Below are 22,905 nucleotides of genomic sequence, written 5' to 3'. Positions count from 1 at the left end.
GCAGTCGTCGTCCCGACCACCGACGACACCGTGTGCGGGCCGGACTTCGCCCCGGACGGGCCGGAGCCCGCCTCTCCGTACTTGTACGAACGGGTGGCGGTCGCCCCGCCGTTCACACCGTGCCGCACCTCGCTCGTGCGGTTGCCGATCGAGTCGTAGCCGTATTCCGTCCAGAACGGGGACACTCCCCCGACCGTCGAGGACGACGCACCGGAGGAGCACGCGCTCTCCGAGACCCCCGTTCCCGACGCCCCACCGGACGTCACCGACGACGTCCACATGTCCGTCAGCCGGCGCAGACCGTCGTACGTGAAGCACTGGACGTCACTCGTGCCGCCGGTCGGGGTGTCGGTGATCGACAGGATGTCGCCGATCGCGTTGTACGTGTAGTCCGAGTCGTACGCGACGCTCGACGCGCCCTCCACGTCCACCCGCGAGTTGGTCAGGCGGTCCGTGCCCTGCTCGAAGGTGTTGGTGATCCAGGTCTTGGGTGCCGACGACACACCCGTGGACAGCTCCAGCTGCTCCAGGTTGGAGGTCGGGGAGTAGGAGACGTCCGAGACGTAACTGCCGCCGCTCAGCGATGTGTTGAGCGCTACCGGGCGCTGCAGCTCGTCGTAGGAGTACGACAGGGCCTCACCCGTCAGGTCTCCCGCGGCCGGCAGGCCCTGACCCTGCACCGTGCCGTCGCGGTTGTACTGGGAGTTGAACTCATACGTGCCACCCAGTTGCGGCTCGGCCGTCTTGGACAGGTAGTACTTCGTCGAGGTTGGCTTGTAGTCCTTGTCCGCGTCGAGGACCGGGTAGGTCACCGACGAGTAGACCGCACCGTCCTTGTACGTGTAGACGCCGTACAACTCGCCCTTGGCAGCCGTGTCGTACCGGGTCACCGACAGCCGGGTTCCCGTCGTGGCCTCGCCCTGCCAGGTGGAGACGGCGCGGCCCAGCTCGTCGTACACGGTCGAGGTCTTGTTGCCGTTGACCGTGGCGGAGGTCAGGCGGTCGAGTTCGTCGTACGTGAACGAGCTGGCACCCGTGTCCGGGTCCACCGCCGTCTTCTTGCGGCCCAACTGGTCGTAGGTGTACGACCACACGTTGCCCACATTGTCGGTCACCTTCGACAGCAGGCCCGAGTCCGTGTAGCCGTACGACGTGGTGACCGCGTCACCGTCGGCCGGGTACTCGATCTGGGTCGTGGTGTGGTCACGCGCGTCCGTGACGACGGTGGTCTTCGTGCCACCCGTCGGCGGGGTCGTCGTGACGCGGTCGCCGCCGTACGCGAACGTCGTGCGGTACTTCTCCGTTCCCTGGACCTTGAAGATCGTCGCCTTGGTGCGGCTCGCGCCGTCGTACTCCGTGACCGACTGTGCGTCGAGGTCGGCGTCGACCGGCTCGAAGAGAGTGGAGGACGGGGCGCCGGCGGCGTAGTAGGTGTCATTGACCTTCACCAGGCGGCCGGAGCCGTCGTAGAAGGTGTCCGCGACCATACGGCCGCCCCCCGCGCCCTCGGTCTGTTTCTGGCGGGGCCGCAGGAAGCCGTCGTACAGCGACCACTCGCTGCCGTACGACGTGCCGTCGTTCTCGATCTTCTGGGTGTGGACGGCGGTGGGGCCGTCGCCGCCGCGGATCAGGTACGTGTACTTGAGGGACGGCACGAAGTCGGAGGCCTTGGGATGGCCCGGCAGCCACACCGACACCAGACGGCCCAGACCGTCGTACGCGAAGTCGGTCCTCATGCCGTTCTGGTCGACCTTCGCGCTCGGCAGTCCCCGCTGGGGGGCGTACTCCGTCGATGTCGTCCAGCCGAGGCGGTTGGTCGTCGTCGACTTCATCGCCAGGCCGTACGCGTTGTCGGTGTACGTGGTCGAGGACGTGTACGGAACCGAGGACGACGCGGCGGTCTGCGCGTCCTTCGCGACCAGCGGGCGGCCGTAGTCGTCGTACGTCGTGACGGTGGTCGTCTGGTACGTCGCCGTCGTGCCGTCGTGGGACGAGAGGCGCTTGGTCGTGGTCGCGTCGCCCTTGGTCGGGGCCGCGCCCAGCGTGGTCGAGCCGTCGTAGTAGGTCAGGTTGTCGGAGATGACGTCGGACTTGCGGTCCGGAGTGGAGGCGCAGTCCACCCTCACTGTCTCCACCCGCGACACATACGAGTACATGTGCCGGCTCACGCTGTCCGCGTACTCGGTGCGGGTGCACTGGTTGTCCGCTACGCCGACCTCGCCGGCGTCGTCGACCTTGACCGCACGACCGGTCTTGGCGTCGTACGACGTCGTCGACTTGGTGTGTCGCCAGCCGTCCGTGGCCAGCGCGACGTACGTGTCCACCGAACCCGGCGCGACATAACGCGCCTTGCGCGTGCCCCAGTCATTCGTCTGGGTGGCCGTCACCGCGGTCCAAGGCACCGTCACCGATTTCTGGGTGATGGCGGAACCGTTGTAGGTGATCGTCTCCAGTTCCTGGCCGGCCTTCCAGTCGGAGTCGTCGTAGGAGACGCCGAGGGAGTCGGTGACCGTCGCGGAGCGGGTGGTGCCGTCCTTGCGGACGTCACCGTCGAGGCCGCGGAAGAAGACATGCTCGGTCTTGGTGTTGGACGCGGAGTTGGTGCCGGCCGAGGTGGCGACCTGGACCCTCCCGTAGCCGCGCCAGTCGCCCCAGGTGCGGTACTCGGAGGTGGTGATGCCGTCGGCCGGGGCCTTGCGCCAGCCGGCGTCACCCACGTACGTGTACGAGGTGACCTGGTCGTCGTTGCCGCCGGTGAGGTCGGTCTCGACGACCGATCCGACGACGTACTTGTGGAACCAGTCGAGGATCGGATCCTCAGCGCCGGGCGGGTTCCACTTCACCGGGAAGCAGCGCTTGGTGGAGGAGTCCTCGGCGGGCAGGTTGCTGGTCGTGCACTGCGCTGCCGCGTAGTTGACGCTGAGTGCACCGCCGGCCTCGTTCACCACGCCGGAGAGGCGGAAGCGGTGGAACGGGTTGAGGTTGTCACCGGTCTCGTCCACGCGGTTGGGCAGCTGAGTGCCATACAGCTCGACGGACGGGACGGAGACGGCGGTGCCCGCCTTGCCGGTGTGGTCGATGGCGTTGAGCCACAGGGACTTCGAGGCGTCGCCGTTGTCGGTGAAGACGTGGGACAGCTTCCACTCGTCCACGGGCGAGTAGGCCGCGTCACCGGTGCGGATCTGCGTGGTGATCTTCGTGAGCTTCTTGCGGGTCCAGAACGTCGGCGAGTTCTGGCCCGCACACTTGGTGTCAACCTTGCAGTTCCGGTCCCAGGGGACGTCGGGCCAGTTGGCGGCCGTGGAGTCCGTGAGGTCGGAGGGCTCGCAGTCGGTGGAGGCGCCGATGCAGCGCTCGGCGGTGGTGAAGACGACCTGGGCGGCAGGCTTGGTGGAGTAGGCCTTGCCCGCGCGCTGTCCGTAGTCGATGCGCTTGAGGTAGCCGCCGCGGACGTAGGACTTGCCGTTCTGGTCGGTCTTCAGGCCCTGCGTGTAGTAGTTGATCTCCTTGCCGTAGTAGTACGACATGACATCGCCGTGCGGGTCGATGACGTGGTCGAGGTTCCAGCGCCAGGCCTGCGAGCAGGACGCGTTCGCGAAGGTGGCGTTGTAGCAGGGCTCACCGGAGTCGTCGCCGTACACGGGCACGGTCCAGGCGGAACCCGTCTCCTCGTTACCACTGGCGTAGCCAGGCAGACGGCCCAGGCCGAAGAAGTACTGGGTGCCGTCGCCGACGGTGACCTTCCAGTACTCCCCGTTGTCGTCGGCGTTGGTGGCGCCTGTCAGGTGCTCGATCTTGGAGTTCTTGTCGGAGCTGAGCCGCCACTCACCGGTCGTGTCGTCCTTGACGAGCTGGCCGGAGGTGCCGCCCGCGAGGGAAAGTGTGGCGTTGTCGTAGGCCCAGCACTCGTCACCGTACGTGTCGTCGTGCCCGTCGTCGGCACACGGCTTGTAGCGACGCTCGATGTAGCCGGGTTCGTAGCTGAAGCCCTGGCCGATCCACGAGCCCTGGTTGTTGGTCGTCGCCGTCTGGCCGTCGACCGACTGGGAGTTGTAGCTCAGGCCGACCGTGGGCTGGAGGCCGCCGGGAACTGGCGGGACGGTCATCGGGTAGGACCAGGTGAACGCGCCGGAGTTGGTGTCCACGCCCCACTCGGAGGACGCCGAGAGGCTGGTCGCCGCGTAGTCGCCGCCGTCACCGCCGCTGCTCGCGGTGGCCGCGAGGACGGTGGCGGAGGAGGCCGTGGTCGTCTCCGCCGTCCGCAGCAGCTGGGTCTGCGTGCCCGAGGTGTCACCGGCCGCGCCGACGGTCGCCGTCAGGGTCTGCGCCGCCGCGTTGTTGGTGCTCTTCAGGTACGTCGGAGTCGAGCAGGCCTTCTTCTCCGGCGCTGTGAGGACGCACGCCGGGTACTGGGCGAGCCGGAGGCGGGAGCCGTAGCCGCCGCCAAAAGCATCCGCGAAGTCCGCGTAGTCGAGGGTGACTTGAGCTGCGCCCTTGGTGGCCTCGCCGTCGGTGCGGGCGACGGTGAAGAGAACTCCGTCGATGCCGGCCGCGGTGGCCGCCTTGCGGCCGAGGACCTCGACGCGGACGGACTCGGCGGCCTTCTTCCCGCCGGCCGCCTTCGCCGTCAGGGGCAGTCCCTTGGCCTTGGCCGCCTTGCCGGACAGCGCTATCTCGGCGCTGCCTGTTCTCGGCCAAGCGGTCTCGTCAGCCCGCTTGACGGCCGCTTTCTCCGCCTCGTCGGTCTTCTTGAACGCCATGGCCTTGGCGTTCTTACCGCGGACCGGGTCGTCGAGGTTCGTCTGCGTCTTCGGCTGAGTCAGGCCGTCGGCGGCGGCGGTGGCCTCGGGGACGTATTGCGGGAGCAGGCCGACCGACAGGGCCAGGCCGAGCAGCAGCGCGGCCCGTCTGTGGCGGGTTGGCAAAGCCGGTCGTGGTGACCGGTACCAGGGGGGCGAGGACATGACATCTCCATCGAAAAGAGGAACGCGAGAGAGAATGAGGAGAACGGAACAGGGGATGAGGCGAGCAGGCCGACGCGTGGACGGGCGGCTTCCTTGCCGCCCGCCCAGTTGGATCGGGATGCTGTGCCTAGGTTTCGTCGATGCTGGAGCCGGCTGGCAGAACCGCCACCCGTGCCACGAGTGAGGCGTCCAACGGGCCCCGGTACATGCGGACTTCGTCCATGGAGCCGGAGAAGTACCCACTGGCCTTGGAACCCGTCAGCTCCCGGCCGACCTGAAGACGCGTGGTACTGAAGTCCCAGGCGTTGTCCCAGGAGGCGTCGACCGCCGCGACTCCGTTGACGTACAGCAGCACATCACCGAAGACCGCGTTGTAGACCAACGCAAGGTGATCACCGTCGCCGAGGGAACTCGGCGCGTCGACCGCGTCGAGGAGTGTGGTGGTCACCGGGGACCCGGTATCGGCGTCGGTCACCACCAGCTGCCAACGGGCCTTGGCCGCCAGGTACTTGACCTTGATTGCGCTGCCGTTGGCGCCGGCCAGCGACAGCACCGTCGCGTCCGCGGTCGGGCTCGCCGAGGCCAGCCGGGCGCGGGCGGTCAGGGTGAAGCTGTCCTGCGTGGTGAGCGGTCCGGCCACGGCACGGGTGGCGTAGGCGCCCGTGCCGTTCAGGGCCAGGTGTCCGTCGCCCCACAAGGGCTCGGCCGGCGGCACACAGTCCGGGTCAACCTCGGGGTCGCAGGACTCGTCCGGCTGGTAGATGGAGGCGCCGCCGCCCAGGGTCAGGCCGGTGCCTCCGCCCGACTCCGGGGAGAGGCTGGAGTTCGCCTCGTCCAACTGCCAGTAGGAGAGCTGGCGCGGCTGGATACCGCCGATCTCCTGGCCCTCGACGGGCGGGATGACCCGGTCGTAGAGCTTGACGTCGGCGACGCTGCCCTTGAGGGCCGCTGTGTAACCGTCGGCGGCCAGCCTGCGCCCGACCTGCACGGCTCCCGAAGCACTCCAGACGGTGTGCCGGGCCTGGACGTCGTCGGCGACGAGGACGCCGTTGACGTACAGCATCATCTTGCCGAGCTCGTCGTCGTACACCCCGATGAGATGCGTCCAGCTGTCGACCACGGCCGTCGCTCCGGACACCTTCCAGGTACCGAGGGACTCCATGTCGCTGACCGGGATACGGAAGGTCCAGGAGGCGCTGTCCACGTCGTAGCCGAGTTCGAAGCCGGGCTGGGCGGTGCCGTCCTGGCTCACCACGGTCATGTTCTCGGTGGGCTTGGACGTCAGATTCACCCAGGCGCTCACCGAGAAGGTGGTGCCGGTGTCGACGGCGGGCGCACCCGCGTCGAGGTAGGCGTTCTCGGTGCCGTCGAACCTGGCCGCGGTGTCGGTGGAGCCCAGGGGTCCCTCCTGCTCGAAGGTGACCCCGGAACCCGCGGTGGCGTCGGGTGCGCCGCTCGAGCCCGCCGCCTTGGCCGAACCCCGTTTGTCGCCGAGGGTCCAGGCGGCGACCGGCGCACGGCCGTCACTGACCAGGAAGACATGAGTCGTCGGCGTCTTCTGCGGATTGCCGGCCCCGTCGACCGCGGTGACGTGCAGGGTGTACGAGCCCTCACTCGGCGGCATCCAGCGGATCGTCGCCGGGCCGCCGGTGGGCTTGGCGGCCACCGTCTTCTTCGTGTTGTCGGCCCGCGGACCGGTGAAGTAGTACGAGTAACCGGTCACATCAGTGGACGGCGAGTCCATGGTGAAGGACCCGTAGTCACCGATGCCCGCGTGCCATGCCTCGTCGTCCGGGTACTCCGCCGAGGTGACCGTGGCCGACTTGGGCCTGCCCGCGTCGTAGATGAACTCGCAGCGGGTCTGCTCGCCGTCGGTGGACCAAGGGCCGTAGGAGGTCTGGTCGTAGCCGCGGACCGCCCAGGAGATGGTGGTGTTCGGCGGGATGGAGAAGCCTGCTTCGCCGTCGCCCGAAACGTCGGAGCCGATGGTGTAGTAGAAGGTCTGTTGGCCTGTCTGGCTGCCCTTGGTCACATCGACCGTGGTCTTCTTGGTGGCGGTGGCGTAGTGGACGACGTCGGCACCGGAGCTGTTCGTCCACGAGACCTTGAACTGGGCCTGGAGAGTCTCGGTGTTGGAACCGGTGTCGTTGTGGTCGTAGTCCTTGATCACCGCAGTCACCCGCGGCGCCTCGGTCACGTAGTGCTCGGTGGCGCTGCCGTACTCGCAGGAACCTCCCGGTTTCATCTGGAGGTCGTCCTGGTCCGGTTCCAGCGGTGGCCGGTTGTAGGTGACCGAAAGGTGTGCGTTGCCGCAGAAGCGTTTCCAGTACGACGTGTCGGACTCACTGCCCGCCTTGAGGCGGAACGTCGTCGTGTCCCAGCCGTTGTCGGCGGCCTTCTGGACGGTGCCCGTCACGCCGAAGCGCACGTTCTGATTGGTCGATGTGCAGGAACCCGCCGTGTCCGTAGGTGACTTGGTGGCGATCGTCTCCTTGGACGACGGCTGGTTCGACCAGTTCGTCGACGAGTTGATCGCGCTCGCGCCGCCGCTGTTGACCCGGGCCAGCTGCACCTCGCGCGCGGAGTCGCTGTAGGTGTGCACCAGCGTCACCGCGAACTCCGCGCTGATGATGTCCTTGCCCTCGTAGCTTCCGGTCGGCATCGCGAAGAACTGTCGCTTGACGTCGGTGGAGTTGGCGCAGCGGAACGACACGTCGGAGGGGCAGCGGCCCACGCCCTCGTCGTCGCCGAACTTCCAGAACTCGTACGTCGAGTTGTACGACGACACCATGGTCCAGCCGGTGCGGTTGGCCGTCTTGACCACAGGGTCGATGTAGACCGGGTAGACCGTGTCCGCGTCGGTGAGCATGCCCTGTTCCGGCGTGAGGGTCAGGGCGTCCGGGGCGACGTCCACGGCGACGTCGGCGACCTGGGCTCCCTGCGGCGGGGCGGCGTCGTCAGCCGGGTCGGCGGAGGAGTCGCTCGCGGCAGCGGACGGTTCGGCCGAGGCCGTGTCGCCGGAGCCGTTGCCGGAGTCCCACATCAGTGGCTGGGGCGCCTCGAAGACCGTGCCGCCGGAGCCGGTATCGGTGGCGGTCAGCCCGCCGCCGGCGTCCTCCTTGACGTCCAACGAGGTGGTGGCGACCGGAAGTTCGAGTTCGGCCAGCTCAGGGTTGGCCGCAGCCTCCTTGTTCTTGATCACCAGGATGTGAGAGAAGCCCTCCGCGCTGGCAGTGACTTCGAGGTCGACGCCGGGCAGGACACTCGCGTAGGTGGCGGTGGAGCCGTCCAGCTTCGGCTTCGGCAGTTCGCCGGGCCAGTCGAGGGACAGGGTGTGCCCGTCCTTCTCGATCGCCGCGAAGGTCGAGTCGCCGCCGCCCGAGAAGGACATGGCGGTCAGCGCTGCCTTCGGAGCGATCGTGCCGTTCTCCTGCGTGACCAGCGTGGTGTCGATGTCCGTCCACTCGCCGTTCTTGCGGGTGCGGACGGGCTGGACGTACTCGCTGGTCGTGAAGGTGCCGTCGGGGTTGGCGACAGTGGTGCCGCGCTCGTCGCGCAGGGTCTGGATCTCGACGGGCTTGCCGGACTTCTTCGCCTTGGTCTGGGCGGCGGAGGGGGAGAGCGACGGGGTGCTGTCGTCGGAGGTGCTCGTGCCCGCCGACGTCTGCTCTGCGGCAGAGGCGGGAGTGACACTCAGGCCGGAGGTGAGCAGGGCTGCGATGGCGGCGGCTGTGACGAGGGGGCGGCGTCGCGCTCCGGTGCGGATTTTCATGGTGCTGCGCCTTCTTCTCCTCGGCTCCGCGTTCATCGCATCGCCCCGAACGCCGCGCCCTCGTTGGGTAGTCCACCGGAACCGGGCTGGTAGGTCGTCGTGCCAGTGCTCGTGTTGCTGTCGATGTTCGTCCAGGGCACGACGTAGAGGACGCCCTTCGAGGTGGCCGAGGCCTTGCTGTAGGGCACGCCCACGTAGAGGTCGGTGGGCCCGGCCGCCAGGGCCATACCCGTGTAGTCCCGGGCCGTCGCAGCGCCGGGGAGCCCCGAGCCGCGGGTGAGCTCCTGGTCGGCAGCGCCGATGGATGTGTCGAGCGGCCGGAAGATGTGGACGGCCCCCGCGTCCTTGACCGACGCCGTGTCCTTGCCGGGCTCACCGACGGCGAGTCGGACGGTGGCCGAGGTGGTCACGACGCTGGTGTCGGTGTTGGTGATCGCCACCCGCTGGCCCATGAAGTCGCCGGCAACCGCGTCGCCCTCGAGGTCCATCGTGCTGCCGTCCATCGCCGTGACCTGGGTGTATGCGCCGGACGGCTGGACGCGGACGACCGCGACACCGCCGGCGTCCGCCAGCGTCCCTACGTCCTCGCCGGGCATCCCGATGGCGAGTAGTACGTCGGAGTTGTACGTCTGGTCGTTCGGCCGGTAGCCGGTCATGGAAATCGAGGTACCGAAGCCATCGCCGGCTTCCGGCGTGCCGGCGATCCCCGTGCTGTTCTGGTCGAGTCCCAGGAGTGGCTTGGGCATGCCATCGGAGAGGGTGTGGTTGAAGACCGCGACGCCTCCGGCGAACTTCTCGTCACCGACGGCCTCTCCCAGGCTGCCAACCGCGAAGTAACGGTTGGTTCCGGCGAGCGAGTAACCGAAGCGGTCGTTGGCCTCGACCACACCGGGGATCCCGGGGTCGTTCTCACTGAGGGGCTTCTTCGTGCTGCCTTGGATGTATTCGATACAGCCGGCGTCCGAGTATGTCTTGCCGTCCACGGTGACGTTCTCCCCGGGGACACCGACGATCAGGTACGGCGCACCGGTCGCGGTCGTGCCTGCCTGCAGGGAGAAGCCGAACCAGTCTGACGTCTCGACCGCGGTGGTCGAGTCGAGCCCTTTCTGGGTATAACCCTGGATCTGTGAGCCCGCCCCGATGCCGGTGGGAGTGCCATGGATGATGTAGATCGCCCCCGCGTTGACGGCGTTGACGCCGTCCTGCACGACATCCTCGTACGGCGCCCCTACCACCAGGTCGCTGCAGCCGTCACCGTCGGCGTCATAGGCGGCGACGGAGACCCCGAAGCTGTCACCCGTCTCCGGCGTCGCCGACATTCCGGTGGTGGCCTGGGAAATTTCCGAGACACCCTTGCCGCCGCCGAGCACCACGCGCACGAGCCCGGCCTGCTTGGCCCCGTTCACCGTGGCGTCCGGGTCCGCGATCACCGTGTCGGCCACCCCGTCGCCGTTGAAGTCGTTCGTCGTCCCAGCCGTGCACGTGGCCGCCGTCGCCTGTTGCGACCCCAGCGTCATGACCCCCATAGCGGCCAGGGATAAGCCGACCAGCGCGACCACCCTCCCGGCCAGATGTGTACGCGTGCGCACACCCCCACCCCTTCTTTTCCCCTTCGGGCGCGCCCATGTAAGGCTGCCCCATGAATGACGTAAGAGACAACTAAATAGGGTCCAAATAAAGATCGTCAAGACGTTTCGAGAAACTGCTTGCGCCCAGCAATTAAACCCGGGATGGGGCGATCTTTGCATTAGTGGATGAGAAGGGACTTTCGCTGCGAATCAAGGCAAACGGGGCTGCTTCGCCGCTTCAAAAGTGGCCCGTCAACCGCTGCTCCACCGAATCCTCACCTGGTGGGCACAGGAAAGTCGTGATATCGTCACTTCTCGACGAGGCATCCTGTAAGTAAATTGCCACTTGAATTGGGTGCTGTAATTCGCTCGACAGAGAGTCCAGTTCGATTACGCTTGCCGGTTCTTTGAGAAGGTGTGCCACGACAGTCGGGGCTGCCATTTGGTGATTTTCTCGGTGCCCCCATCGGCCCCGGTGTTGAGCGAACAATCCGTCAATGCCCGGGCCGGCGGGTAGGCTCCGTGGAATGCCGAGAGTCAAGGTCAGCGTCATCGTTCCCGTCTACAACACCGGTAAGTACGTCGACGAGTGCGCGCCGTCGCTGCTGGGGCAGAGCCTGCCCGCCGACGAGTACGAAGTGATCTACGTCGACGACGGGTCGACGGACGACACGCCGGCCCGGCTGGAGAAGATCGCGGCCGTGCATCCGAACGTCCAGGTGCACACCATGGCGAACTCGGGGTGGCCGGGTGCGCCGCGCAACCTCGGTATGCGGCACGCCCAGGGCGAGTACGTCCAGTTCGTCGACCACGACGACACGCTCGGGCCCGAGGCCCTGGAGCGGCTGTACGAGCACGCGAAGCGCAACGACGCCGACGTGGTGATCGGCAAGATGTCCACCAACATGGCGCGGCCCCGGCGGCTGTTCCGGCACACAGTGGACGCCTGCACGATCGAGAACGACGAGCTGATGCAGAGCCTGTCGCCGCACAAGATGTTCCGGCGTGCGTTCGTCGAGGACCACGGGCTGCGGTTCCCGGAGGGACCGTGGATCATGGAGGATCTGGCCTTCGTCGGCGCCGCCTACCTGAAAGCCGAACGGATCTCGATCCTCGCCGACTACCCCTGCTACCACTGGATGAAGCGGGACGACGGTGGCAACAACACCCGGCACCGGTTCAACCCGCGGCACGGTTTCTGGCCCAACCTTCGCACCATCGTCCGCCAGATCAAGGACGGCACCACCCCTTCCGACGACATCGACGCGCTACAGAACCGGCTGCTGCACCGCGTCTACCACGTCGAGATCCTCTCCCGGACCCGTGAGCCCGAGATCTTGCGCGAGGATCCGGCCGAGCAGCGGCAGCGCTTCGAGGCGGCCCGGGAAGTGGCGTTCGAGGAGTTACCGGCGGCCGTGCGGGAGGGACTGCCCGCGGTGTCACGGCTGCGGGCCGAACTGCTGGAACGCGGCGACTTCGACGGGGCGGTGGCGCTCGCGGAACGCGTCCGCGACGTGACGGCACGCGGCGAGGTCGGCGAACCGCGGTGGGAGGACGGCTGCCTGGTCGCCGACGTCACCCTTGACCTGTTACGTGGGGACGGCGAACCTCTAGTCCTCGTCGAGCGGGACGGGAAGCAGTGGCTGGACCCGGAGCTGCTGGACGGTGTGCCGGGGACCGAGGGCGGGTGGGAGGTCCGCGATCCGTTCCGGCTGGCGCACGCGGAGCTGGTGGTGAAGGACCGGGACCGGGAGGACTGGTGGTACCCGGAGGGTGACCTGGAGGTGCGGCTGCAGCCGCTCGGGGAGGGACGGTCGCGGCTCGTCGTGTCCGGGCGGCTGCGTCTCGACCCGGAGCGGCTGGCAGGCGGCCGGCCGCTTGAGCGCGGGGTGCACGACGTGTGGGCGTACGTCCAGTTGCTGGGCGTCGACCGGATGGTCCGCGTGAGCGGCGACGGCGTACAGGGCGGTCCGGCGGCGGGTCCGGCGCTGACCGGCGGGCGACTCGCCCTCCCGTACTGGACCAAAGGCAAGGGCCAGCTCGCCCTCGACGTGGACCAGCGCCTGCGAAGACTCGGGCCCGACACGAACGGTGTCGTCTCCGCGAACACCGCGCGTGCCCAGCGGTCGCTCGGGCTGCCCTACATGGCCGCCGCGGGGGGTGCCCCGCTTCCCGTCAAGGTGACCGTGTCCACCCTGACGGTCGAGGCCAAGCTGGCCCCCGGAGCCGACGGAACGGCCCGATTACGCCTTCCCACCCGTATCGAGCTCCCGGCCGGACGCCACCCGGTCACTTTCCCGAAGACGGACACCCCGGTCGCGTACGCCGTCGTCCGTGACGGCTCCCTGCTGCGTCTGGAGGGCCCGGCGTACCAGGCCGGCACCGGGCGCCGGCTCCGGGACGCGGTCGCCGACAACCCCCAGGTCCGGCGCGTACGGCGGCGGTTGAACCGGTAGGGCCGGGCGGCCGACACGGCCGGCGGACGACAAGGGTCCGCGGCTGACCCCGTCAGTCGCCGGCCCGCGTCCGCCTCCGCGGCGGACGCGGGACACCGACCCGAATCAGCCCTCCAGCCCCAACTCCCTCGCGATCAACATCCGTTGAACCTCGCTCGTCCCCTCGCCGATCTCCAGGATCTTGGAGTCGCGCCACATCCGGGCGACCGGGTACTCGTTCATGAAGCCGTAGCCGCCGTGGATCTGGGTGGCGTCGCGGGCGTTGTCCACGGCGATCGTGGAGGAGTACAGCTTGGCGAGGGCCGCCTCCTTCTTGAAGGGGTCGCCCGACACCAGGCGCGAGGCCGCGTCGCGCCAGGCGAGGCGGGCGGTGTGGGCCTTCATCTCCATGTCGGCGATCTTGAACTGGATGGCCTGGTTGGCGCCGATGGGGCGGCCGAAGGCCTGGCGTTCCTTCGCGTACTTCACCGACTCGTCCACACAGCCCTGCGCCAGACCGGTGGCGAGGGCGGCGATGGCGATCCGGCCCTCGTCCAGGATGCGCAGGAACTGGGCGTAGCCGCGGCCCTCCTCTCCGAGCAGGTTCGCGGCCGGGACACGGACGTCGGAGAAGGACAGCTCACGGGTGTCCGAGGCGTTCCAGCCGACCTTCGAGTAGGGCGGGGCGACCGTGAAGCCCGGGGTGCCGGACGGCACGATGATCGCGGAGATCCGCGGCCTGCCGTCCGGTGTGCGGCCGGTCACCGCGGTGACCGTGACCAGGCTCGTGATGTCCGTGCCCGAGTTGGTGATGAAGCACTTGGTGCCGTTGACCACCCACTCGTCCGTCTCCGGGTCCAGCCGGGCCGTCGTACGGGTCGCGCCCGCGTCGGAGCCGCCGTCGGGTTCGGTCAGTCCGAACGCGCCGAGGATCTCGCCCGAGCACAGGCGGGGCAGCCACTCCCGCTTCTGGGCCTCGGTGCCGAAGAGATGGATCGGCATCGCGCCCAGCGACACACCCGCCTCCAGGGTGATCGCCACCGACGAGTCCACCCGCGCCAGCTCCTCCAGCGCGATTCCGAGGGCCAGATAGTCACCGCCCATGCCGCCGTACTCCTCCGGGAACGGCAGCCCGAACAGGCCCATGCGGCCCATCTCGCGGACGATCTCGTATGGGAACTCGTGCCGCTCGTAGAAGTCGCCGATCTTGGGCGCCACCACGTCGTGCGCGAACTCCTCGACCGTGCGGCGGAGTTCTTCCAGTTCGGGGGAGAGACGGTGGTCCATGACGCTCACTGCTCCTTGCGGCTTTCGGGGTCCTCGTGGGACAGGGCTCGGACGGTGCGGGAGGGGCTGGGGCGGCCCAGCCGGCCGGCCATCCACGCGCTGGTGGCGACGAGACGGCCGAGGTCGACCCCGGTGTCGATGCCGAGGCCCTGAAGCATCCACACGAGGTCCTCGGTGGCGAGGTTGCCGGTCGCGGACTTGGCGTACGGACAGCCGCCGAGGCCGCCGGCGGAGGCGTCGACGGTGGTGACGCCGTGTTGCAGGGCCGCGTGAGTGTTGGCCAGTGCCTGGCCGTAGGTGTCGTGGAAGTGCACGCCGATGACGTCGGTCGGCACGCCCCCCTCGTTGAGCGCGGAGAGGAGGCCGAGGACATGACCCGGGGTGGCGACCCCGATCGTGTCGCCGAGGCTCAGTTCGTCGCAGCCCATGTCCCGCAGTGCCGTGCACACGCGGACGACCTGGTGGACGGGGACCGGCCCCTCCCAGGGGTCGCCGAAGCACATGGAGACATAGCCGCGCACATGGGCGCCCTCGTCCTTGGCGCGGGCCACGACGGGCTCGAACACGGCCAGCGACTCGTCGAGCGTCCGGTTGAGGTTGGCCTTGGCGAAGGACTCCGTCGCGCTGGCGAAGACGGCCACGCGGGTGGCGCCGAGGGCGAGCGCCCGGTCCAGGCCGCGGCCGTTCGGCACGAGCACCGGGAGAGCCACGGGCAGCTCGCTGACCAGTGGGAACAGCTGCTCCGCGTCGGCCAGTCGGGGCACCCACCTCGGGTGCACGAAACTGGTGGCCTCGATCGTCGTCAGCCCCGCGTCGGCCAGCCGGCGGATGAACTCCGCCTTGACCTCCGTAGGGACGGTCGCCTTCTCGTTCTGCAGGCCGTCGCGGGCACCGACCTCGTGGATGCGCACGCGCGCGGGCAGGTTCGGTGCCGGTACGGCCATGGGGAGCCCCTGGACAGTCATTCCGCCTCCTTGTGCGGTGCGATCACGGCCTCGTTCGGTGCGATCACGGCGAGCACCTGGTCCATGGCGACCGTCGTCCCCGGTACGACGTCCAGTTCGGCGACCGTGCCGGCGTGCGGGGCGGAGATGACGTGCTCCATCTTCATCGCCTCGACGACCAGCAGGCTCTGGCCCGCGGTCACCTCGTCGCCGACGGCGACCTTCACCACGGTGACCGTGCCGGGCATCGGTGCGGTGAGCGAGTCGGCGCCCGCGTGGGCCGCGCCCGTGAGGGACGCGGCGACCGGGTCGTGGTCGCGCACCTGCCAGGCGTCGCCGTCGCGGCCCAGCCAGGTGCCTCCCGGCAGGGCGGCGAAGGTGTGGGCGACGCCGTCGAGGTGGACGGTGAACCGGGAGTCACCGCCCGGTCCCGGAGGCGGGCCCCCGCGCGTCCTGAGGGGCGCCTGCGCGCCGTCGAGGAGTACCTCGGCCCCGCCGCCGTCCGGCGTGCTGCGCACGCGCACGGTGACGGGGTCGTGCCCCGTCACCTGGACGTGGTGAGCCGTCCAGGCCCGTTCGCCGCCGAGGCGCCAGCCGTCCGGGACGGAGAACGGGTCCACCCAGCCGGTCCCCGCCGGGCCGGGCCCCGCGGGGGGGACGGTGGCCGGGCCGAGGGCGGTCCCCGCCGGGGGGAGGGTGGCCGGGCCGAGGGTCGCCGGGCCGAGGGCGGCCTGGCGCAGCAGCGCCGCCGCCGCGTAGACCTCCCGCGGCACCTCGGTCGGTACGAGTCCGTCGACCTCCCGCTCGACCAGCCCCGTGTCCAGCTCGCCCGCCACGACCGCCGGATGCGTGAGCAGCCGGCGCAGGAACCCGGCGTTCGTCTGCACGCCGAGCGTGACGGTCTGAGCGAGGGCGGCCCGGAGTTTCCGGAGGGCGGTGGCCCGGTCCGGCCCGTACGCGATCACCTTGGACAGCATCGGGTCGTACAGGCTGCCGACCTCGGTGCCCTCGCTGAGCCCGGAGTCGGTGCGGACGCCGTCGCCCTGGGGTTCGTGGAGCCTGAGGACCGTGCCGCCGGAGGGGAGGAACCCGCGCGCGCCCTCTTTGACGGACACCGTCTCGGCGCAGACGCGGGCCTCGATCGCATGGCCGGTGAGGGCGATGTCGTCCTGCCCGAAGGACAGCGGTTCCCCGGCCGCCACCCGCAGCTGCCACTCCACCAGGTCCAGGCCGGTGACCAGCTCCGTGACCGGGTGCTCCACCTGGAGGCGGGTGTTCATCTCCATGAAGTAGTACGACGCCGGGTCCTCGCCGGGGACGATGAACTCCACCGTGCCCGCGCCCCGGTAGCCGCAGGAACGGGCCGCCTGGACGGCCGCCCCGCCCATCGCCGCCCGGGTCTTCTCGTCCAGGAGGACGGAGGGCGCCTCCTCGATGACCTTCTGGTGGCGGCGCTGGAGGGAGCACTCGCGCTCGCCCAGGTGGACCACCCGGCCGTGGCCGTCGGCCAGGACCTGGATCTCGATGTGCCGGGGCCGGTCGACCCACCGTTCGACGAGCAGGGTGTCGTCCCCGAAGGAGGCGCGGGCCTCGCGCCGCGCGGCGGCGATCTCGTCGGCGAGTACGGCCGGGTCGCGCACCAGCCGCATGCCCTTGCCGCCCCCGCCCGCGGAGGGTTTCAGCAGCACCGGCATGCCGATGTCGTGGGCGGAGTCGGCGAGTTGGGCATCGCTGAGCCCGCTGCCGCTGGACCCGGGGACGACGGGCACCCCGGCCGCCTGGACCGTCTCCTTGGCGCGGATCTTGTCGCCCATGAGCGCGATGGCGTCCGCGGGGGGCCCGATGAAGACCAGCCCGGCGTCGGCGCACGCGCGCGCGAAGCCGGCGTTCTCCGCCAGGAAGCCGTAGCCCGGGTGGACGGCCTGGGCGCCGGTGCGGGCCGCCGCCGCCAGGAGCCGCTCGGCGGACAGATAGCTCTCGGCGGCGGGCGCCGGACCGAGCCGTACGGCGGTGTCGGCCTCCCGGACGTGCCGTGCGTCGGCGTCCGCGTCGGAGAAGACGGCCACCGAGCGCACGCCCAGCGAGCGCAGCGTACGGATGACGCGGACGGCGATCTCGCCCCGGTTGGCCACAAGAACTGTGTCGAACATCGTCTGAAAGCCCCTCACATCCGGAAGACGCCGAACTGGGGGTCACCCAGGGGCGCGTTGGCGCACGCGGTCAGGGCCAGGCCCAGTACCTGCCGGGTGTCGAGCGGGTCGATGACCCCGTCGTCCCAGAGTCGGGCGGTGGCGTAATAGGCGTTGCCCTGGCGCTCGTACTGCGCGCGGATCGGGTCCTTGAACGCCTCTTCCTCCTCGGCGGGCCACGCCTCCCCGCGGGCCTCCAGCTGGTCCCGTTTGACGGTCGCGAGGACGGAGGCGGCCTGTTCGCCGCCCATGACCGAGATCTTGGCGCCCGGCCACATCCACAGGAAGCGGGGGGAGTACGCCCGGCCGCACATCGAGTAGTTCCCGGCGCCGTACGACCCGCCGACCACGACGGTCAGCTTGGGCACGCGGGTGCACGCCACCGCGGTCACCATCTTGGCGCCGTGCTTGGCGATGCCGCCGGCCTCGTAGTCCTTGCCGACCATGAACCCGGAGATGTTCTGCAGGAACACCAGCGGGATCCCGCGCTGGTCGCACAGCTCGATGAAGTGGGCGCCCTTCTGGGCGGACTCGGAGAACAGGATGCCGTTGTTCGCGACGATCCCGACCGGGTGGCCCTGGATCCGGGCGAAGCCGGTGACCAGGGTCTGCCCGAACTCGGCCTTGAACTCGGCGAAACGGGAACCGTCGACCACGCGCGCGATGATCTCGCGTACGTCATAGGGGGTGCGGGAGTCGACGGGCACCGCGCCGTACAGCCCGTACGGGTCGGTCTTGGGCTCTTCCGCGGGGCGCACCTCCCACGGGAGGGGCCCGCGCGCGGGAAGCGTGGCGGCGATGTTCCGCACGATGCGCAGCGCGTGGGCGTCGTCCTCCGCGAGGTGGTCGGTGACGCCGGAGATCCTGGAGTGCACCTCGCCCCCGCCCAGCTCCTCCGCGGTGACGACCTCACCGGTGGCGGCCTTCACCAGGGGCGGCCCGCCCAGGAAGATGGTCCCCTGGTTGCGGACGATGACGGCCTCGTCGCTCATGGCCGGGACGTACGCGCCGCCGGCGGTGCACGACCCGAGGACCGCGGCGATCTGCGGGATCCCCGCGCCCGACATCCGGGCCTGGTTGTAGAAGATCCGCCCGAAGTGCTCCCGGTCCGGGAAGACCTCGTCCTGCAGGGGCAGGAAGGCGCCGCCGGAGTCGACGAGATAGACGCAGGGCAGGCGGTTGTCCAGCGCCACCTCCTGCGCGCGCAGATGCTTCTTCACCGTCATCGGGTAGTACGTGCCGCCCTTGACGGTGGCGTCATTGGCGACGATCACGCACTCCCGCCCGCTGACCCGGCCGATCCCGGCGATGACACCGGCGGCCGGGGCCTGCCCCTCGTACATCCCGTCGGCGGCGAGGGGGGCCAGCTCCAGGAAGGGGGAGCCGGGATCGAGGAGCGTGTCCACCCGGTCGCGCGGCAGCAGCTTCCCGCGCGCGGTGTGCCGGGCGCGGGCCCGCTCGCCCCCGCCGAGCCGGGCCGCGGCGAGCTTGCCGCTCAGCTCCTCGACGAGCGCGCGGTGTGCCTCCTCGTTGGCCCGCCAGGCCTCCGACGCGGGATCTCCCAGGCTGGTCAGCTCTGCTGCCTCGTGCATTCCTCGGTCCCCTCACCCAGCGATCGGCACCAGCGATCGACCGGCTGTCGACCAGCGATCGACCGGCTGTCGAACGGTTGCCGACCGGCTGTCGAACGGTGGTCGACTGGTTAATGGGCGTTAATTACGCCCTCCAGGTTAACGACCGCTAACCTCCCTGTCTAGAATTGCTTCCATGGCCACCAGAACCGACGCCCCCACCCGCCGCGAGCAGATCCTCAAGGAAGCCGCGCGACTGTTCGCCGAACGCGGCTTCCACGGTGTCGGTGTGGACGAGATAGGTGCCGCGGTCGGGATCAGCGGCCCCGGTCTCTACCGCCACTTCGCGGGCAAGGACGCGATGCTCGCCGAGCTGCTGGTGGGGATCAGCGGGCAGTTGCTGACCGGGGCCAAGCAGCGCCTGCGGGAAGCCGACGGGGCGGCCGCCGAGGCGGTCCTCGACTCCCTCATCGAGGGCCATATCGACTTCGCCCTCGACGACCGTCCTCTGATCACGTTGCACGACCGTGAGCTGGACCGCCTCCGCGACAGCGACCGCAAGCTGGTGCGCCAGTTCCAGCGGCAGTACGTCGAGCTGTGGGTGGAGGTCCTTCGCGAGGTCTATCCAGGCCTCGCCGAGCCCGAGGCCCGCTCGGCGGTGCACTCCGTCTTCGGCCTGCTGAACTCGACCCCGCACCTGGGGAGGGCGGGGACGTTGCCGGGGCGCGGGCCCATGGCGGAGTTGCTGCACCGGATGGCGCGGGGGGCGTTCGCGGCTGCGGCGGGGTAGCGGCGTCGGTGGGGTGGTCGTCGGCGGTGAGGTGAACACCGTCGGTGGAGTGGTCGTCGGCGGTGAGGTGAACACCGTCGGCGGGATGAGCGCCGTCGGTGGGGTGGTCGTCGGCGGTGGGGGAGTGACGAGCGTTACCCCCGCCCCACCCTGGACGCTCCTCCTACTCGCCGGTACGGTAAGTGAGCAAGCGCTTAGCCGTTGGTGGGGGCCGCAACCATCACTTGAGGAACCCCGACGGCGAGCAACCACATACGCGACTGCGGCGCCGGCTCAGGCGCAAGGAGGTGCGGCGGTGCGCCGTACGGTGTTCAACGAAGACCACGAGGCGTTCCGAGAGACCCTCCGGGCCTTCATAGAGGCCGAGGTCGTCCCGGTCTACGACGAGTGGTTCGCCGCCGGCCAGGCGCCGCGCGACTTCTACTACAAGCTCGCCGAACTCGGCGTCTTCGGCATCCGCGTCGACGAGGAGTACGGCGGCGCCGGCATCGACTCGTACAAGTTCGAGGCGGTGATGTCCGAGGAGACCGCGCGCGCGGGCATCCAGTTCGGCGCCTCCGGTGTGCACGTCCTGCTCGGCCTGCCGTACATCAAGATGCTCGCCACCGACGAGCAGAAGAAGCGTTACCTGCCGAAGTTCGTCTCCGGCGAGGAGATGTGGGCCCTCGCGATGACCGAGCCGGGCACCGGCTCCGACCTCGCGGGTATGAAGAGCACCGCGAAGCTCTCCGAGGACGGCACGCACTACGTCCTCAACGGCTCGAAGACCTTCATCACCGGTGGCGTGCACGCCGACCGCGTGATCGTCTGCGCCCGCACCTCGGCCCCGACCCCCGAGGACCGCCGCCACGGCATCTCGCTGTTCGCCGTGGACGCCAGGTCCGAGGGCTACTCCGTCGGCCGCAAGCTCGACAAGCTCGGCCTGAAGACGTCCGACACCGCCGAGCTGGCGTTCGTCGACGTCAAGGTCCCCGTCGAGGACCTCCTCGGCGAGGAGAACAAGGGCTTCTACTACCTCGGCGCGAACCTGGCCTCCGAGCGCTGGGGCATCGCCTTCGGCGCCTACGCGCAGGCCAAGGCCGCCGTCCGGTTCGCCAAGGAGTACGTCCAGGAGCGCACCGTCTTCGGCAAGCCGGTCGCGCACTTCCAGAACACCAAGTTCGAGCTGGCCGCCTGCCAGGCCGAGGTGGACGCCGCCGAGGCCGTCGCCGACCGCGCGCTCGAGGCCCTGGACGCCGGCGAGCTGACCCCCGCCGAGGCCGCCAGCGCCAAGCTGTTCTGCACCGAGGTCGCCCACCGGGTGATCGACCGCTGCCTCCAGCTGCACGGCGGCTACGGCTTCATGAACGAGTACCCGATCGCCCGCCTGTACGCGGACAACCGCGTCAACCGCATCTACGGCGGCACCAGCGAGATCATGAAGACGATCATCGCCAAGGACATGGGTCTGTAAGGTCCCGGAAACCACTGGCCCGTAGAAACAACCGCATGAGTAAGGCACGTCAGGCACGTCAGGCACGTCAGGCGCTGGACGATCTCCTCGATCTGCTCGACCTGGAGCAGATCGAGGAGAACATCTTCCGCGGTCAGTCCCGGTCCGCCTTGATCCCCAGGGTCTTCGGCGGACAGGTCGCTGCACAGGCGCTCGTCGCCGCCGGGCGGACGGTCCCCGAGGACCGCCTCGCCCACTCCCTCCACGCGTACTTCCTGCGCCCCGGCGACCCCGGAGCGCCGATCGTCTACACGGTCGAGCGGATGAACGACGGCCGTTCCTTCACCGCCCGCCGCGTCCTCGCGATCCAGCACGGACAGCCGATCTTCGCGCTGTCCGCCTCCTTCCAGCGGTACGAGGAGGGCTTCGAGCACCAGGCCCCGATGCCGCCCTCCGTCGACCCCGTCACGCTGCCCACCTCGGAGGAGCGGCTGCGCGGCTACGGCCATCTCGCCCCCGAGGTCGTGGAGAAGTTCCTGGAGGCCCGCGAGGCGATCGACCTGCGCTACGTCGACGAGCCCCCGTACGGAGTGTTCGGTGAGCCCCGGGAACCGCACTCCCAGGTCTGGTTCCGCACCAACGGCAAACTCGGCGGCGCTGTCGACGAACCCCTCCTGCACGTCGTCCTCGCCACGTACGTCTCCGACATGACCCTGCTCGACTCGGTCCTGCTCGCGCACGGGCGCGGCGGATGGGCGGTCGGTGACATCGTGGGAGCCTCGCTCGACCACGCCATGTGGTTCCACCGGCCGTTCCGCGCCGACGAGTGGCTCCTGTACGACCAGGAATCCCCGTCGGCGCACGGCGGCCGGGGCCTGGGCCAGGCCCGTATCTACACGCAGGACGGCCGGCTCGCCGTCTCGGTGATCCAGGAGGGCGTGGTCCGGGTCCCTCGCTGAGGGCTGAGGGCTGACGGCTGACGGCTGGGGGCTGAGCCCTGGCCCCTCAGCGCCGAGCCCTCGCCCCTCGCCCCTCAGCCCTCGGCCAGCCCGGCCTCCGCCAGCAGGTAGGCCGTCATCGGGTCGTAGTGGCGCGGGCTGACCACGTGGTCGTCGAGGGGGACCGTCACCTGGACGGTGCCCTCCGCCTCGGCGAGGAAGAGCGCCGGGTCGTTGCAGTCGGCGTACCCGACGGAGTCGACGCCGTGCTGGCCGGCGTAACCCGCCCAGCCGTGGTCGGCGACGACCAGGTCGGGCAGCGGGCGGCCCTCGCTCTCCAGGGCGGTCAGGATGGCCTTCATCGGCTCGCCGGAGTGCGTGTGCCACAGCGTGGCGCCGTGCTCCAGCACCGCCACGTCCGCGAACTGCATGACGTACCCCTCGTCCGTCTGCAGCCCGTCCGGGATGACGACGATCTCGCAGCCGACGGCCCGCAGCGCGGCGGCCGTGGCGCGGTGCACGTCGAGCAGGCCGCCCGGGTGACCGGTGGCGAACAGGATCCGCTGCCGGCCGTCGGCGGCCTTGCGCAGCCGCGCCGCCATCCGGTCCAGGGCGGCCACCGTCAGACCGGGGTCGATGGTGTCCTGGCCGTACCGGAACTCGGGATCGTCGTTCACTCCGACCCGCTCCGCCATCACCGCGAGCACATCCTGCTCGTCGGTCCAGCGGTCGCCGAGTTCCAGGCCGAGCCAGAAGTTGCGGACACCGTTCGCCAGCTGGCGGTAGTGGGAGAGGTTGTTCTCACGCGGGGTCGCGACATCGCCCGCGATACGGGTCTTCACAAGGTGGTCGACGAGCTCGGCGCGGCTGGGTGTCCCGGGTATCGGCATGCCTCCCATTGTGAGGCAGACCCCGAGAGGATCACTCGGCATCCGGCACGCTGGGACGCGGGTCACGCGATCACGGGGGCCGTCCCGCGCGAAGGCCTTGTCGTCTCCCTCGCGTCCCTCCTCTC

12 protein-coding genes are annotated in these 22,905 nt (G+C 69.6%); 4 read left to right on the top strand and 8 right to left on the bottom strand.

Features of this window, described 5'->3' with window-relative positions; translation table 11 throughout:
- The 3 genes from M2271_RS07035 to M2271_RS07025 form a co-directional block, all read right to left on the bottom strand.
- On the bottom strand, positions 1–4,925 hold a 4,925-nt coding region (locus M2271_RS07035), incomplete at its 3' end, for a hypothetical protein (protein WP_280886223.1).
- A 166-nt stretch (positions 4,926–5,091) separates the two neighbouring features.
- Positions 5,092–8,736, bottom strand: coding sequence for a LamG-like jellyroll fold domain-containing protein (locus tag M2271_RS07030; protein WP_280886222.1), 3,645 nt, complete (start codon positions 8,734–8,736; stop codon positions 5,092–5,094).
- 32 nt (positions 8,737–8,768) lie between these two features.
- Positions 8,769–10,325 carry a VCBS repeat-containing protein gene (locus M2271_RS07025; RefSeq protein WP_280886221.1) on the bottom strand — a complete coding sequence of 519 codons (1,557 nt, stop codon included), beginning with the start codon at positions 10,323–10,325 and terminating at the stop codon, positions 8,769–8,771.
- Between the two features lie 506 nt (positions 10,326–10,831).
- Here M2271_RS07025 and M2271_RS07020 point away from each other — a divergent pair.
- A complete protein-coding gene (locus M2271_RS07020) occupies positions 10,832–12,760 on the top strand; it encodes a glycosyltransferase family 2 protein (protein WP_280886220.1) in 1,929 nt (642 codons plus the stop codon).
- 105 nt (positions 12,761–12,865) lie between these two features.
- Here M2271_RS07020 and M2271_RS07015 read toward each other — a convergent pair whose 3' ends face one another.
- From M2271_RS07015 to M2271_RS07000, 4 genes are read right to left on the bottom strand one after another with little or no spacing between them, the layout of a single operon-like run.
- Positions 12,866–14,026 carry an acyl-CoA dehydrogenase family protein gene (locus tag M2271_RS07015; protein ID WP_280886219.1) on the bottom strand — a complete coding sequence of 387 codons (1,161 nt, stop codon included), beginning with the start codon at positions 14,024–14,026 and terminating at the stop codon, positions 12,866–12,868.
- A gap of 5 nt (positions 14,027–14,031) precedes the next feature.
- On the bottom strand, positions 14,032–14,991 hold the full coding sequence (locus M2271_RS07010) for a hydroxymethylglutaryl-CoA lyase (protein ID WP_280886218.1): 960 nt from the start codon (positions 14,989–14,991) through the stop codon (positions 14,032–14,034).
- Positions 14,988–17,120: a biotin carboxylase N-terminal domain-containing protein gene (locus M2271_RS07005; protein WP_280886217.1), complete on the bottom strand. Its 2,133-nt coding sequence runs from the start codon at positions 17,118–17,120 to the stop codon at positions 14,988–14,990. The genes M2271_RS07010 and M2271_RS07005 overlap by 4 nt, the downstream gene beginning before the upstream one ends.
- A 14-nt stretch (positions 17,121–17,134) precedes the next feature.
- Complete coding sequence (locus tag M2271_RS07000) at positions 17,135–18,751, bottom strand: carboxyl transferase domain-containing protein (RefSeq protein ID WP_280886216.1); 1,617 nt, start codon at positions 18,749–18,751, stop codon at positions 17,135–17,137.
- A gap of 175 nt (positions 18,752–18,926) precedes the next feature.
- On the opposite strand from M2271_RS07000, the gene M2271_RS06995 reads away from it, so the two are divergent.
- From M2271_RS06995 to M2271_RS06985, 3 genes are all read left to right on the top strand, one after another.
- Entirely contained in the window at positions 18,927–19,520 is a 594-nt protein-coding gene (locus M2271_RS06995; protein WP_280886215.1) for a TetR/AcrR family transcriptional regulator, read from the top strand.
- Positions 19,521–19,815: 295 nt separating this feature from the next.
- A complete protein-coding gene (locus M2271_RS06990; protein WP_280886214.1) occupies positions 19,816–20,973 on the top strand; it encodes an acyl-CoA dehydrogenase family protein in 1,158 nt (385 codons plus the stop codon).
- A 35-nt stretch (positions 20,974–21,008) separates the two neighbouring features.
- Complete coding sequence (locus tag M2271_RS06985) at positions 21,009–21,911, top strand: acyl-CoA thioesterase II (RefSeq protein ID WP_280886213.1); 903 nt, start codon at positions 21,009–21,011, stop codon at positions 21,909–21,911.
- A gap of 74 nt (positions 21,912–21,985) precedes the next feature.
- On the opposite strand, the gene M2271_RS06980 is transcribed toward M2271_RS06985, so the two are convergent.
- On the bottom strand, positions 21,986–22,780 hold the full coding sequence (locus M2271_RS06980; RefSeq protein WP_280886212.1) for a phosphatase: 795 nt from the start codon (positions 22,778–22,780) through the stop codon (positions 21,986–21,988).
- Between the last annotated feature and the right edge of the window lie 125 nt (positions 22,781–22,905).

This window comes from Streptomyces sp. LBL (assembly GCF_029893585.1).
GTDB lineage: Bacteria > Actinomycetota > Actinomycetes > Streptomycetales > Streptomycetaceae > Streptomyces.
The sequence above is the reverse complement of the archived record's forward strand: the minus strand, read 5'-3'. Positions and strand labels throughout refer to the sequence as shown.

What these genes read in the sequence shown, in the direction of transcription:
- M2271_RS07030 (WP_280886222.1), bottom strand. Translation starts at nt 8,736, where the DNA reads ATGAAAATCCGCACCGGAGCGCGACGCCGCCCCCTCGTCACAGCCGCC.
- M2271_RS06995 (WP_280886215.1), top strand. Translation starts at nt 18,927, where the DNA reads ATGGCCACCAGAACCGACGCCCCCACCCGCCGCGAGCAGATCCTCAAG.
- M2271_RS07000 (WP_280886216.1), bottom strand. Translation starts at nt 18,751, where the DNA reads ATGCACGAGGCAGCAGAGCTGACCAGCCTGGGAGATCCCGCGTCGGAG.
- M2271_RS07015 (WP_280886219.1), bottom strand. Translation starts at nt 14,026, where the DNA reads ATGGACCACCGTCTCTCCCCCGAACTGGAAGAACTCCGCCGCACGGTC.
- M2271_RS06980 (WP_280886212.1), bottom strand. Translation starts at nt 22,780, where the DNA reads ATGCCGATACCCGGGACACCCAGCCGCGCCGAGCTCGTCGACCACCTT.
- M2271_RS06985 (WP_280886213.1), top strand. Translation starts at nt 21,009, where the DNA reads ATGAGTAAGGCACGTCAGGCACGTCAGGCACGTCAGGCGCTGGACGAT.
- M2271_RS07005 (WP_280886217.1), bottom strand. Translation starts at nt 17,120, where the DNA reads ATGTTCGACACAGTTCTTGTGGCCAACCGGGGCGAGATCGCCGTCCGC.
- M2271_RS07020 (WP_280886220.1), top strand. Translation starts at nt 10,832, where the DNA reads ATGCCGAGAGTCAAGGTCAGCGTCATCGTTCCCGTCTACAACACCGGT.
- M2271_RS07010 (WP_280886218.1), bottom strand. Translation starts at nt 14,991, where the DNA reads ATGACTGTCCAGGGGCTCCCCATGGCCGTACCGGCACCGAACCTGCCC.